The sequence below is a fragment of the Clostridium thailandense genome (genome assembly GCF_019207025.1).
In the GTDB taxonomy this organism is placed as follows: domain Bacteria; phylum Bacillota; class Clostridia; order Clostridiales; family Clostridiaceae; genus Clostridium_AM; species Clostridium_AM thailandense.
The window spans coordinates 1-14,764 of the sequence record NZ_JAEEGC010000146.1 but is presented as its reverse complement, the minus strand read 5'-3'; the positions used below and the strand labels follow the sequence as shown (position 1 = coordinate 14,764).

At 30.9% G+C, this 14,764-nt stretch carries 13 protein-coding genes; all 13 read left to right on the top strand.

Annotation, left to right across the window (positions count from 1 at the left end; all coding sequences use genetic code 11):
* On the top strand, positions 1–988 hold a 988-nt coding region (locus tag I6U48_RS30205), incomplete at its 5' end, for a collagen-like domain-containing protein (RefSeq protein WP_218323053.1).
* Positions 989–1,070: 82 nt separating this feature from the next.
* Entirely contained in the window at positions 1,071–2,135 is a 1,065-nt protein-coding gene (locus I6U48_RS24215) for a glycosyltransferase (RefSeq protein ID WP_218323052.1), read from the top strand.
* A gap of 646 nt (positions 2,136–2,781) precedes the next feature.
* Positions 2,782–4,431 (top strand): ribosomal protection-like ABC-F family protein, encoded by a 1,650-nt coding sequence (gene abc-f / locus I6U48_RS24210; protein ID WP_218323051.1) that lies wholly within the window; start codon positions 2,782–2,784, stop codon positions 4,429–4,431.
* A gap of 374 nt (positions 4,432–4,805) precedes the next feature.
* Entirely contained in the window at positions 4,806–5,588 is a 783-nt protein-coding gene (locus I6U48_RS24205; protein ID WP_218323050.1) for an ABC transporter permease, read from the top strand.
* Positions 5,557–6,294, top strand: coding sequence for an ABC transporter ATP-binding protein (locus tag I6U48_RS24200; protein WP_218323049.1), 738 nt, complete (start codon positions 5,557–5,559; stop codon positions 6,292–6,294). Before I6U48_RS24205 ends, I6U48_RS24200 begins: the two co-directional genes overlap by 32 nt.
* Before the next feature lie 31 nt (positions 6,295–6,325).
* Positions 6,326–7,300: an ABC transporter substrate-binding protein gene (locus I6U48_RS24195; protein WP_218323048.1), complete on the top strand. Its 975-nt coding sequence runs from the start codon at positions 6,326–6,328 to the stop codon at positions 7,298–7,300.
* Between the two features lie 163 nt (positions 7,301–7,463).
* On the top strand, positions 7,464–9,311 hold the full coding sequence (locus tag I6U48_RS24190) for an HD domain-containing phosphohydrolase (protein WP_218323047.1): 1,848 nt from the start codon (positions 7,464–7,466) through the stop codon (positions 9,309–9,311).
* 217 nt (positions 9,312–9,528) lie between these two features.
* On the top strand, positions 9,529–10,281 hold the full coding sequence (locus I6U48_RS24185) for a DUF434 domain-containing protein (RefSeq protein ID WP_246615527.1): 753 nt from the start codon (positions 9,529–9,531) through the stop codon (positions 10,279–10,281).
* Positions 10,282–10,536: 255 nt separating this feature from the next.
* Positions 10,537–12,078: a cell wall-binding repeat-containing protein gene (locus I6U48_RS24180; RefSeq protein ID WP_218323046.1), complete on the top strand. Its 1,542-nt coding sequence runs from the start codon at positions 10,537–10,539 to the stop codon at positions 12,076–12,078.
* Positions 12,079–12,302: 224 nt separating this feature from the next.
* Positions 12,303–12,986, top strand: coding sequence for a tetratricopeptide repeat protein (locus I6U48_RS24175; protein ID WP_218323045.1), 684 nt, complete (start codon positions 12,303–12,305; stop codon positions 12,984–12,986).
* A gap of 496 nt (positions 12,987–13,482) precedes the next feature.
* Complete coding sequence (gene spoVAC / locus I6U48_RS24170) at positions 13,483–13,962, top strand: stage V sporulation protein AC (protein ID WP_218323044.1); 480 nt, start codon at positions 13,483–13,485, stop codon at positions 13,960–13,962.
* A gap of 18 nt (positions 13,963–13,980) precedes the next feature.
* Entirely contained in the window at positions 13,981–14,334 is a 354-nt protein-coding gene (spoVAE, locus tag I6U48_RS24165; protein ID WP_218323043.1) for a stage V sporulation protein AE, read from the top strand.
* A 200-nt stretch (positions 14,335–14,534) separates the two neighbouring features.
* A complete protein-coding gene (locus I6U48_RS24160) occupies positions 14,535–14,693 on the top strand; it encodes a zinc-ribbon domain-containing protein (RefSeq protein ID WP_218323042.1) in 159 nt (52 codons plus the stop codon).
* The last annotated feature ends 71 nt before the right edge of the window (positions 14,694–14,764 follow it).

Sequence of the window (14,764 nt, the reverse complement as noted above, 5' to 3'; positions counted from 1 at the left end):
AATAGGACCAATAGGCCCACAGGGCCCAACAGGACCAACAGGAGATCCAGGAGCAATAGGACCAATAGGCCCACAGGGCCCAACAGGACCAACAGGAGATCCAGGAGCAATAGGACCGATGGGACCACAAGGCCCAACAGGACCAACGGGAGATCCAGGAGCAATAGGACCGATGGGACCACAAGGTCCAAAAGGCTGCAAGGGAGATCCAGGTTGTCCAGGACCACGAGGACCAAAAGGCTGTAAGGGAGATCCAGGTTGTCCAGGACCACAAGGACCAAAAGGATGCCCAGGACCACGGGGACCAGAAGGCTGTCAGGGACAACGAGGGCCAAAAGGCTGTAAGGGAGATCCAGGTTGTCCAGGACCACAAGGACCAAAAGGATGCCCAGGACCACGAGGACCAGAAGGTTGTCAGGGACAACGAGGACCAAAAGGCTGTCCAGGGCCAAAAGGAGATCCAGGCTGTCCAGGACCACGAGGACCAAAAGGAGATCCAGGAGATTCAGGTGGCTGCATATGCACTGCTCAAATAAAAAATGTGCTTAGACAAATAATAGGGTTATTCCCTGGAACTGAGATAGTTGTTAGGTATGAGAACAAAGGATTAGCTGTAGGAATACCGTCTACTATTTCAGAATCTGGTATACTGGTGCTAACTAACTGTGGAGGAGTTATCACTAATAGAATTTCTATTTGCAAGATAGTAGCAGTGACACTTAAGTGTGCATCTCTATTTAATTGTGATGGATCAATGAAGATATGTTTCCTTCCAGCGCCAAGATCATTGCCAACAAGTTGTGAAGCTAAATGTGAGGCTGCAATAAGAAACACATTAAGATCACTAATTAGATGTAAGAGACCAGTAAATATAGTAGCAGGTGGAAGCCTATTGCCACCTAATACAGTAATAGATACTGCATATGGAGCAGCTGTTTTGGGAAAATCCACTATAGTTTTCACCTGTGCAATAGAAGATATCAGATAGATTTTAAAATTGGGAAGGAAATGATGTTCATTTCCTTCTGACTTTTACACTGGATTAAAAAATGGGGAGGTTGCTGAATAACATGATTACTATTAGCTTATGTATGATAGTAAAAAATGAAGAGAAGGTTCTTTCTAAATGTTTGGATTCGATAAAAGACATTGCTGAAGAAATAATCATAGTTGATACTGGCTCTACAGATAACACTAAAAAAATTGCTAGTTTTTATACTGATAAAATATTTGATTTTAAATGGATCGATGATTTTTCAGCAGCAAGAAACTTTTCTTTTTCAAAGGCAAGTAAGGAATACATCTTATGGTTAGATGCAGATGATATTATATTAAAAGAAGATAGAAAAGAATTTTTTCAATTAAAGGAAAACCTTAGTGATGATACTGATGTGGTTATGATGAGATATAACGTAGGCTTTGATGAATCAGGTAATGCTAACGAATCCTACTTTAGGGAAAGGTTAGTGAAGAGAAGTTGCAATTTTAAATGGGCAGATAGAATACATGAATATATTGGAGTAAGTGGAAAAATAGTTAATAGTGATGTTTGTATTACGCATGTAAAGAATAGATCTAACAATGTAAGAAATTTAAAAATATTTAAGAAGATGAGATCAAGTAGTAGGTCTTTTAGTCCTAGAAATCTATATTATTATGCAAAGGAACTTTATTTTAATAAGCAATATAATCATGCTATTTTATACTATAAACGGTTCTTACAAACTAGTGAAGGATGGATAGAAGACTATATTAATGCATGCTCAGAGATTGCACAATGTTATAGAGCAAAAAACAATAGAGAAAATGAATTGATGTATTTAATGAAGAGCTTTAGCTATGATGTACCAAGAGCTGAAACTTGCTGTGAGCTTGGATACTTTTTTAAGAATGCTAATGAGTATGATAAAGCAATTTTTTGGTTTGAAACTGCTCTTAGCTTAAAAAAGAGTGAGAATACATGGGGAACTATCAAACATGACTGTTATGGGTATATACCTTCAATAGAACTATGTGTTTGCTATTATAAACTTGGGAATAAGGAAGAGGCGATTAAATATAATAAGTTAGCTGAACAATTTAAACCGAGTGATAAAATGGTTGAATATAATAAAAAATTTTTTGGAGATTTATAGATATCCACGGCCGACACTTAATTTATGCGACCGGATATATTGATATTCTTCCGGCACAATAAATACTTTTGATAAGTCTAAAGCTCAATATTTTGAAAGTCTAAGAACCATTGATAAACTCGTACCTCAAACATATCAATAGCTCTAAGACTTTCTAAAATATTTCGCTAAGACTTATAACAAAAGTATTTAATGCGCCTTTCAGAATGTCAATATATCCCTGTGTATAAGTTAAGTGTCTGTTTTGATTATCCATGTAGATATACACAGCCGAAAGTCAATTTACCTGTCTAAAAGCTGCATAAAAATATAATAAATTAAAAAATTTAACTTTTGTATTGATTATGTACAGATATTTATATATAATTGTTCTTAAACTTAGTATTTTATGAAAGGGAAAGGTATTTGGAAGAAATGAGAATGTAATCCTTATTAGAACGCTTAATCATAAATTTTAAATTAATAGTGTAAATTTAAAGTTTTTTTGTGATGTTAAAAAAGTTCTGAGAGGATTATTATGCCCTTTTATAAAACTGAACCAGCCTATTTAATTAGGTTTATTTATTGTGTTATTACGAAGTATTGGCATAATAATTGTGGTTGTTTTTGGTATATAATCCTCTCCGTAGAAGGAGTGGATTTTTTTATGCTTATTTTAGAAATTAATGATTTAAAAAAATATTATGGAGACAGATTAATCTTAGAAATTAGTAACTTAAAGGTCTACAGTGAGGATAGAATTGGAATTGTAGGTTTAAACGGAATGGGAAAAAGCACTTTATTAGATGTAATTACAAACAAAATAACGCCAGAAGAGGGGAGTGTAAAACTCCATGGAAGCTATTCATATATAAGTCAATTAGATTATGGATTGGAAGAAATTATAGATGAAAAATTTATAAAAGAATTTAACTTAAAAGAGAAGAAAAAGGAATTTATGAGTGGAGGAGAAAAAAATAAATTTAAAATTGCTCAGGCTTTTAGTAAAGGTGCAAACATTTTATTTGCAGATGAACCTACAGCTAATCTTGATATATCAAGTATACAAAAATTTCAAGATATGCTTAAGAAATTTAAGGGCGCTATTATGATGGTATCTCACGATAGAGAACTTCTAGATAGCTGTTGTAACAGTATAATAGAAATAGACAATGGTACTGTAAAAATGTACAGAGGCAATTACAGTGACTTTATTCAACAGAAAAAGGCCCAATTTGAGAGACAGAAATTTGAATATACGGAATACATCAAAGAGAAAAATAAATTAGAAAGGGCAGTTTTGGACATAGGCGGGAAGTCAAATAGCGTAAGAAAAGCTCCAAAAAGAATGGGAAACTCTGAAGCAAGACTTCATAAAATGGGAGATCAAAGGGCGAAGTTTACTTTAGACAGAGCAAAAAAGGCTGTGGAATCAAGGCTAGATAAGCTTGAAGTTAAGAAAAAACCTAAAAGTGTGGAAAAAATAAAAATAGATATAAGAGAAACTAATGAACTTCATAGTAAGATATTAATTGAAGGAAAGAAGATAAATAAAGGTTTTGGTAAAAGAGAATTGTTCACTAATGGAGAGTTTAAAATATATAATAAGACAAGAACGGCTATAGTAGGTAATAATGGTTGTGGAAAAACTACTCTCCTAAAGATGATTATAAATAATGAAAACGGAATAACAATTTCGGAAAATTTAAAAGTAGGTTATTTTAGTCAGGATTTTACTACACTTGATAAAAATAAAAGCATTATAGAGAATGTAATGAAAGATAGCATTTATGATGAGAGTTTTTTAAGGATAATTTTATCAAGGTTGTTATTTAAGAGAGAAGATGTATATAAAAAGGTTTCGGAGCTCAGTGGAGGAGAGCGAGCAAAGGTTTCCTTTGCTAAAATTATGTCAAGTGATATAAATTTATTAATACTAGATGAGCCTACAAATTATCTTGATATATATTCCATGGAAGCAGTGGAAAAGGTTCTTGAGGAATTTAACGGAACTATGATTTTTGTGTCGCATGATTTAAGATTTGTAAATAAGTTAGCTACAAATCTTATAGTGTTTGAAGATAATAAATTAATAAATTTTACAGGAAATTATGAAGTATATACAAAACTCAGTAGTAAAATTGTAGAAAATGATAAAAAAGAACTTAAACAAAAAATATTTGTACTTGAAAACAGGTTGTCAGAACTTATAGGCAGGATATCTATGCCAGGAAAAAATGATAATATTAAAGAGTTGAATAAAGAGTATGAGATTGTTTTGAAACAGCTTAAAAATTTGAAAAATTATATTGTATAAAAATATTGTTTAGGTTTGAATATATAAGTTTGACATATGTGAGTATAGCGTATAAAATTAGAGTATAATATAAAATTTTATAAAAGTCATATTCTTTGGAGTCTTCTGAAGAATATGGTAATCGTTAAGGTAATACCTGACAGAAAGGAAACATCTAATCTGAAGGGAAAACTAAAATTAGTCATAACTTTTGCTATGATAAATTAAACTTTCCCTGAATAATTTTAGGGAAAGTTTTTTGATTTTAAGTTAAGTAATTCTAAGGCTCGTGAGAAAGTAATTAAGAGGTATACCCCCTCTATAGATGAGCCTTAGAAATCTTATCTATGAATTTGACAACAACTATTTCAATTATATAAATAAGGATGAGTGTTATGAAAAAAATAAAAGGTTTAATAATACCTATAATCATTATTGTTTTATGGAGTGGAGCTTCATTACTAAAGGTATTTAACGATTATATAATACCAAGTCCGTGGACAATTTGTAGTACTGCCTACGAGCTGATTAAAAGTGGTGAATTGATAAGGCATTTAGCTGTCAGCTTTTTTAGAGTATTTATGGGTTTTTTTGTAACATTTATAATTGCATTTCCATCTGCAATCTTTATAGGTTCTAAAGAAAAAGCCATTTATTATTTTGAGCCTTTTTTAGAATTCATGAGGCATATACCACCTATAGCTGTTATTCCTATTCTTATATTATGGTTTGGAATAGGGGAAACTTCAAAGTTAGCTGTCATATTTTTAGCTACTTTTTTTCCTATATTTCTAAATACTTTAAATGGTGTAACTAATTATGATAAAAAGCTACTAGAAGTTGGACAAGTATTGGGGTTTAGCAATAAAGACAAGTTCTTTAAAATTATACTTCCACAAGCAGTACCTTCTATACTAATTGGTATGCAGTTGGGACTTGGATACAGCTGGAGGTCTTTAATGGGAGCGGAGCTTATAGCGGCTTCGTCAGGAATAGGATATATGATTATGGATGCAGAGCAACTGTCAAGACCAGATATTATTATAGTAGGAATTTTTTCTATGGGAATTATTGGATATATAGTAGACTATTTCTTTATAAAAATAACAAAAAAGATTATGACTTCTTATGGCAAGGAGGTTGAGTATGGCAGGACTCAAGATACAGAATTTATATAAGAATTTTAATATAAAAAATGAAAATATAAAAGTCTTAAATGATTTAAATATACATATACAGGATGAAAGCTTTGTAACTATAGTTGGCAAAAGTGGTTGTGGAAAAACTACTCTTTTGAGAATATTGTGTGGTCTGGAGAAGCAATCAGAAGGAAGTATAGAATTTATAGGAGATTTAGATGAAAGTAATATAAAAAGAAAGGTAGGAATAGTTTTTCAAGAACCAAGGCTTATGCCATGGCTTACAGTTGAACAAAATATGGCTTTCTCACTTATAAAAGAGAGAAACAAAGATTTGGCATATGATAGAATTCATAAACATTTGAAGATGTTAGGATTGGAGAATTTTAAGGATGCTTATCCGCATCAAATTTCAGGAGGAATGGCTCAAAGAGTGGCACTAGGGAGAACCTTGTGTCATGATCCAGAAATAATACTAATGGATGAACCTTTAGGTGCATTAGATGCTTTTAATAGAAGGAAGCTCCAGAAGGAATTTATAAATATATTTCTAGAAAATAAGAAAACTATAATTTTTGTAACTCATGATGTAGATGAAGCTGTATATCTTGGAGAAAAAGTAATAGTCATGGATAAAGGAAGTATTATTAAAGAAATACCTGTAAATTTAGATTATTATAGAGACTTTAGCAGTAAAGAGTTCCTAGAAATTAGGGAAGATATCTTAAACCTATTTTTTAAATAAATACATAAGCATTTTGGAGGGATTAATTATTATGAAAATATCAAAGAAATTATCCATATTGATAAGTGCAGCACTTATTACAAGTACAGCTCTAGTTGGTTGTGGTACACAGGCTACCTCATCAGGAAATCAAACTCAGGAAAGTAAGGTCTCTAACATAAATATATCTTATGTTAAATCGCCTTTAAATGTACCTTCTATAGTAGAAAAGAAGAAAAACTTGTTTGAGGATGAGTTTTCAAAAGATAATATAAAGGTTACTTTTCCGGAAATTACAGAAGGTTCAAAAATGACTGAAGCGGTAGCGGCAGGTTCATTAGACTTTTGTAATGCAATAGGTGCAACTTCTGTTATATTAGCTGCTGCTAATGGCGTAGACATAAAAATAATAGGTATGTATAGTAGAGCGCCAAAAGCCTTTACAATTATGAGTAAAGATCCAAATATAAAAACTATAGTGGATTTAAAAGGAAAGAAAATAGTGGGACCGAAAGGAACTATATTACATCAACTTCTATTAGGAGCATTAAAAAATGAAAATATGAAAATTGGTGATGTACAGTTTATAAATATGGGAATACCTGAAGGAGTTTCAGCGTTAATGTCTGGTAGTGCTGATGCTGCTTTAGTTGCCGGTGCTGCAGTTCCACAAGCAGTTTCAAAGGGAGCTCGTATAATTACTACTGGTGAAGGAATATTAGATGCTACTATAGTAATTGCAGCAAGTGGAAAATTCATAGATAAGCATCCGGATATAGTTAAAAGATATATGTCTGTTCATGATAAAAGTCTTAAGTTTATGAAAGATAATCCAGAAGAAACCTATAAATTAGCAGCAGAAGAAACTAAGCTCACAGTAGAACAAGTTAAAGAGATGTATAACTGGTATAATTTTGATCCTAAGATTACAGATAAGGATATTAGAGAGTTAGAAAAAACTCAAGATTTTTTAAAGGAAAATGGAATGCTTAAGAAGACAATTGATATTAAAGGTTTAATAAAATAATAAGTTAAAGCACAAATTGGGTCTTAGTACTTAATTTGTGCTTTTAATTTATTATTTAAAATTTATAATATAAGAATTAGGAAATTATTTGTTGAATTTTATGTAAATTAGTATAAAATAAGAGCATAAGATGTTATTGTAATTATGATAATGGAGGTGTGTTATGTTTGATTTAATAAGAAAAAAAATATACTCCCTTCTTAAAGTTAGTACCCAGAATAAATTTAAATATGAGTGTATAAAAATCTGTATGGTATATTTAATAACAGGCTTTCTTTGGATCTATTTTTCTGATAGAATTGCGAGTAAGATTGCATCAAATAACAAAATGTTAATAATTATAAACACATATAAAGGTTGGTTGTATGTTACTATAACTTCACTTATTATATATTTGCTAATAGATAATCTTCTAAAGAAAGTTGAATTAGCAGAAAAAAAGCTTAATACAAGCTATGAAGAATTAGCAACGGTTAATGAGGAGCTTGAAGCGTATGTACAGCAATTGACTGCTTCGGAGGAAGAGTTAAGAGTTCAATACGATCAAATTGCTGAAAATGAAAAAAAGCTAAAACAAAGCGAATATAATTTTAAAAAGATTTTTGAGGATTCATCAGATCCGATAATTATACTAGGGGATAATAAGGTAATAGATTGCAACCTGGCTGCAATTGAGTTTTTAGGGTGTAGTTCAAAAAAATGGATTATTGGTAAAGAGCCATGGAAGCTATCTCCAGAGAGGCAGCCTGATGGAGAGAACTCTAAGGAAAAAGAAGCATATATATTTGAAATTGCAAGTAAAAATGGAAAATATAAATTTGAGTGGTGGCATAAAAGAATTGATGGAAAGTCGTTACCTGTTGAAATTATGGTGACAAGTATTTTACTTAATGGAAAAAAAGTTTTTCATTGTCTAATGAGAGACATAAGTGAGCGAAAGCAAATGGAACTAAGATTAGAATATTTAAGTTATCATGATCAGTTAACAGGTTTATATAATAGAAGATTTTTCGAAAAAAAGTTAAAGTTAATGGATAAAGAAATAAATTTTCCGTTAACAATTATTATGGCAGATGTAAATGGCTTAAAACTTGTCAATGATTCTTTTGGACATGCTGTAGGAGATGATCTTTTAAAAAAAGTAGTAGAAGTTATGCTGAAGGGATGTCGAAGTAACGATATTGTTGCTAGATTAAGTGGAGATGAATTTGTAATTTTAATGTCTAAAACGAATGCTTATGAAGCAGAACAAATTATTGAACGCATTAAAGCTATAGCATTAAATGAAAATGTGGGATCAGTTGAAATATCTGTTTCTTTCGGTTATGAAACAAAGAATAATGAGGAAGAAAAAATTCAAGATATACTAAAAAAAGCTGAAGATCATATGTATAAGAAAAAACTTTTTGAAAGTCCAAGCATGAGAGGAAAAACTATAAAGGCTATAATAAGAACCCTTCATGAAAAAAATAAAAGAGAGGAAGAACACTCGCATAGAGTTTCAATGTTATGTGAAAGTATGGGGAGAGCCCTTTCTTTACCTGAAGATGGAATTAAGGAACTTAAGACTGTGGGCCTGCTCCATGATATAGGCAAGATAGCTATAGAAGAAAACATACTCAATAAGCCAGGAAAATTAACAGATGAAGAATGGGAAGAAATAAGGCGTCATCCAGAGATAGGATATAGAATACTTAGTACAGTAAATGATATGGCAGAAATGGCGGAATATGTATTATATCACCATGAAAGTTATAACGGTATAGGATATCCTAAAGGTTTAAAGGGAGAAGAAATACCACTTCAATCAAGAATTATAGCTATAGCTGATGCTTATGATGCTATGGTAAGTGAAAGAAGTTACCGAAGAGCTTTGTCAGAAGAAATAGCCATAAAGGAATTGACAATAAATGCCGGTGTTCAGTTTGATTTAGAACTCGTAAGGATATTTGTTGAAAAGGTGTTAAACAAAAACTTTGATAATATAAAAATAAATGATTATAATAAATAAATTACTAATGTGAAGCTTAGAAGAGTAAATAATCCTTCTAAGCTAAATTTTATTTATAATAAATAGAAATACAGTATTTTAATTAATAAGGAAGGAAAAGAATAAGTTTTAATTGAATTTTGTGTATAAAGATGGTATAAAAAACTAAAGTGTAAAAAAAATTATATTTAGGTAAATGTAGGAAAAAACATGATTTAAATAAATGAGGTGTTGTTTTATGAATTCAGATGAAATGTTAATAAGTAGAATATCTAAAAGAGGTGTTGACCCTCAAGATTATAGATGGTTTTCGAAAGAAGCTGTTTTAAAGTTACAGAAAGCTCAAGAAGAAGTAGAGTGGCTGCTTAATAGGAACTATAAAATAAATGGGGTCATGGAATTGGTTGGGGGACACTATCAGCTTTCGGCACGTCAGCGTCAAGCTCTTAAACGTTCTACAAGCAATGTATATGAATGCGAAAAAAGAAAATTAAATATGCTGCCTTACTCTGCAGCAAAAGATGGAACTATCTATATTGATGGTTTTAATTTAATTATAACACTTGAAGTTGCTCTATCTGGTGGAATTCTGCTGCTTGCTAATGACGGTTCAATTAGAGATATTGCAGGTTTACAGGGGAGTTACAGACTTATTGATAAAACAGATAAGGCGCTAGAGCTTATTGGAAAAAGTTTTAGTGAGCTTAAAGTATCTCGTGCTAAGTTTTTTCTCGACGCTCCTGTTTCAAACTCTGGAAGACTTAAGGAGAAGATATTAAAGCATTCTTTGCAGTGGAGCTTTTTTACTGAGGTTGAATTGGTGCCTAATGTTGATCCTATTTTATGGAAATTGGGAAGAGTTGTAACTGGGGATTCTATAATACTTGATAATTGTGAAAGCTGGTTTAATATTTCAAGGAAAATTATAGATGATTATATAATAAATGCAAATTTAATAGATTTGAGTGGAAAAAGAATCAATATCACATAAAGAGAAAATAAATATATCCCGAAGCATAATTTAAATGTCTGGTTTGGGTATCTATATATCACAACTTTATCTATAGTTAAACAAATATCAGAAAACAGTTGTACAGTATTATATAATCATTTTTTTTAATATTAAACGGTATACATAGGAAAAAATCTACTGTACAATTAGTATTATAGAATTTATGTACTCATTTTCAATTAATGGTTATATTAGATAATTATTAAAGGATTAGGAAGTGGAAGGGGGAAAAACATGCACAAAGGAAAATATGTAGTATCAATGATATTAATGATACTGATAACAGGATTACCACCAAATAGTGTAAATGCAGAAGTTACAATAAAAAGACTAGCTGGACAAACACGTTATGATACTTGTCAAGAAGTTTCAAAGAATGGATGGACAACCTCGGAAAATGTTATTATAGCTAATGGTGAGAATTATCCTGATGCCTTGGGGGCATGTACTTTATCTCATAAATATAATGCTCCTATATTATTATTGCATGGTAAATCGTTAAGGGACAACCCTATATTAACAAGTGAGTTAAAAAGATTAAAAACTAAAAATATAATAATATTAGGTGGAACTGGTGTAGTTTCACAAGATATTGAAAATTCACTTAAACAAAGTGGTTACAACTTACAAAGATTATGTGGGGAAGATAGATATACAACAGCTATTAAGATAGCAGAAAAGATAGATAATGTAAGTGAAATTGTCATATCAAATAGTGAAGATTTTTCAGGTTCATTATCTGTAGCGCCAATAGCAGGGACGCAAAATATTCCTATAATACTAGTTTCTAAAGACGAAGTACCTGCTGTAGTTCAGAAGTATCTTAAAAATCATAATATAAAAAATACATATGTAATGGGAGATAAAACTATAATATCAGAATCTGTTGCTAGTATATTTCCTAACCCTAGAAGAATATTAGGTAATACTCGTTATTCTTTAAATGAAAGTGTTGTAAAAAACTTTAAGACAAGTATGAATTTTGATACTGTTTATATAACTTCAGGAGAGGGCTTTGCCGATGCATTAAGTGGAATTGGTTTAGCCGCTAAAAATGGGAATCCTATAATATTTGCCAGTAATGGCGATAATAGTGGAATAAAGGCTTTGTTATCAGGTCAATCTATCAAGAATAATGTTGTATTAGGGGGTGAAGGAGTTCTGCCTAAGCAAGTAATTAATGATTTGTTTCAAAAATCTTCATCTATTACTGATAATAATGTTGATCCCACTTTTGTAACGAATAGAAGAGATTTTCTTATTGGTGATGATGAAAAAAGTGGAAAGTTTTCTAAAGTGGATGGAAATTGGCAATATACAAGTAAAGATGCTAAAGTATCTAATATAGAAGTTATTACTGTTAAGGTATGGGATTATGTAGATAAAAATGATAAAAGTAAAGGTAAAAAAACTATATCTAAGAGCATAGAAGTTAACAGAAAATTATCGGGGGTTATAAAACAAATTTTTGATGAAATATATAATCTTCCAGAGAAATTTCCAATTAATGATGTTAGTGAATTTAGGGACAAGGATTCTTGTATTAATCATCCTGCAGGGGCTGCTATTGATATAAATCCAGACTCAAATTACTATATAGTAATAGGGAAAGATGGAAAAGTAAAAAATCAGGTGGGCAATCATTATGATCCTAAGAACGATCCATATTCTATTACACAAGAGGTTATTAAGGTATTCCAAAAATATGGATGGGATTGGGGTGGCAATTTCCAAAGTTCGAAAGACTATATGCATTTTAGTTATCTAGGTGGATAATTCTTATATACAGGGGTTATAGACACTTTAACTTATGCTATGGAATATATTTACATTCTTTCGGCACAATAAATACTTTTTATAAGTTTAAAGCTCAGTTCAAGTAAGAGTCATCCTTTTAAAATTTTTATATACCTATAATATACTTATAAATGACATATGTAGAAGATATTTTATAAGTAATATGTATTTTATAAAATGAGAGGTATTTGGAGATGGGATAAATGAAAAGCAAGAAAGGATCTGAAAGGCCAAATTATGTAATAGAGGTTTTTTTAATAATGTTCAAAATTTTAAAACCTAATTGGTTATTAAGTAAAGGAAGATATAATGAGGCAGTAGATGGGTTTAAGAAAATTATTAAAAAATGTGAAAATAAAATTAAAGTTAAAAACTTAATATTATTTAATATTGCACTTTGCTATAGTCGTATGGGGGAATTTGAGAAATCTGACCAGTACCTAAGCGAAATTGATATTAAAACTATGAGTGAATATTTCATATGGGATCATTTTATTTTAAAAGCTATAAATATTATGCTATTAGGGGAAGAAATAAATGAAGTGGATAAGTATCTAGAAAAAGCTTTAACAATTTTAAGGAAGAAAGAATTTTATCCAGCAGAAGCTTATTTTTATGCTTTAAAAGGTAATAATCAAGAGTGCTTGAATTATATTCATATGTACTTAGAGTTTATTGATGAAAGAAAATTAGAAAGCTTCATAAAGTATTCATATAAATTTGACAAATTCATTTATAATGTACAAAATAACTTTTTTATTGGAGTGTGCTATTTAAAAATGAATAATTGGGTAATAGCAAAACAATATTTGAAGAAAGCTTGCCAATGTAACTATGATAACTACTTTTCAAGGAAGTCAAAGGAGCTATTGGAAGCCATAAATTAAAAATTTTGTATTGTTTGGATATGGTAAAATATAAAAATTGTATAAAGTTATCGATGATCTTAATCATATTTTGTAAGGGGCCGTTGCACTTAACTGAAACACGGTCGAAAATATACTTATACTCCGAGAAAGGTTCTCAAGCTTCGATACTATAAAAACTTTTTATATGTGTCTTCAGCTTTTGGAACTTCTCTTTGTGTATAAGTATATTTTTTGGTGTGGTTTTTAAGTGCAACAGCCCTTTATGTTCTAAAAGGGTTTGGTTAAATTCATTTTTGATCTCCGGGAATATTGTTTTTAGTTTTTAGCAGCTTTCCCAATTAAAATTATTGTTATAATTTTAATTGGGAAAATTGTCTTGTAGGTAAAGGTTTTAATATTACAGTATATATATAAGTATAATAAAAAAAACTTGGAGCATATTAATTATATAGAATGTCACCCAAATAAAGCATAATTAGGGTACAAAAACAACTTTATAGTAGAAGGTGATAAAGTGTCTAATCAGAAAAAAGATAAGCTTACTCCAGAACAGCAGCAATATCAAAATTTTGCAAAAGGCATAGAACCAAAAAGACCAGTTTTAAAAAATTGTATAAGAGCATTTATTTCAGGAGGAATCATATGTACTATAGGACAACTTTTGCAGTGGATGTATATTAATTATTTTAATTTTAAAGAGCAGACTGCAGGTGATCCAACTTCAGCAACTCTAATAATAATTTCAGTGTTGCTCACTGGTCTAGGAGTTTATGATCACATTGCACAATATGCAGGAGCAGGAACTGCAATTCCGGTTACAGGCTTTGCGAATTCTATGTCATCAGCGGCTATTGAACATAGAAGTGAAGGTTATGTGCTTGGTGTAGGAGGAAATATGTTTAGAATAGCTGGACCAGTAATCGTATATGGTGTATTTTCAGCATTTGTTGTAGCTATAATAAGAGTCGTTTTAGGATGGTTAGGTGTGATGTAAAAGAGGTGTGAGCAAATTATGGAAAAACTTGTTTGGGCTTTTATAATAGGAGGAGGAATCTGTGTTGTAGGTCAAATTATGATGGATGTGTTTAGACTAACCCCAGCTCATACGACATGTACATTAGTTGTCATAGGAGCTATATTAGGAGGATTTGATTTATATGAACCATTAATAAAATTTGCAGGGGCAGGTGCTTCAGTGCCAATTAGTAGTTTTGGTAATGCCTTGGTAAAGGGTGCCCTTATGGAAGCTAAAAGAGATGGAATTATAGGAGTACTTACAGGAATTTTTGAAGTTACAAGTGCAGGTATATCTTCAGCATTAGTATTTTCATTTTTAGCTTCTTTGATTTTTAAACCAAAAGGTTAAATGTGTTTTAAATTCCATAAAGAATGTAAAAGTATTATAGTTGGAAAATATATAGACAATATATATGCAGTGTGCTATAATCACTAATGTAGTAAAACACAGGGATTTAATATCATAAATACCATTCTCCGATTTTTATTTTGGAAAATGATCATTTGTGAATAGTTAGATACCCAATATAAAAACGGAGGTATATTTAAATGGCAGATAAGACAATAACTTGTAAAGATTGTGGAAAGGACTTCGTATTTACTGAAGGAGAACAAGAATTCTATAAAGAAAAAGGATTCGAAAATGATCCAGTAAGATGTCCAGATTGCAGAAGAGAAAGAAAACAACAAAGAAATAACAGAAGATAATTTTAAAGTTGACTTTCAATAGCTGTCGGTTTTCCGGCAGCTATTTTTGGATTTATTTTTATAGGGTTGCA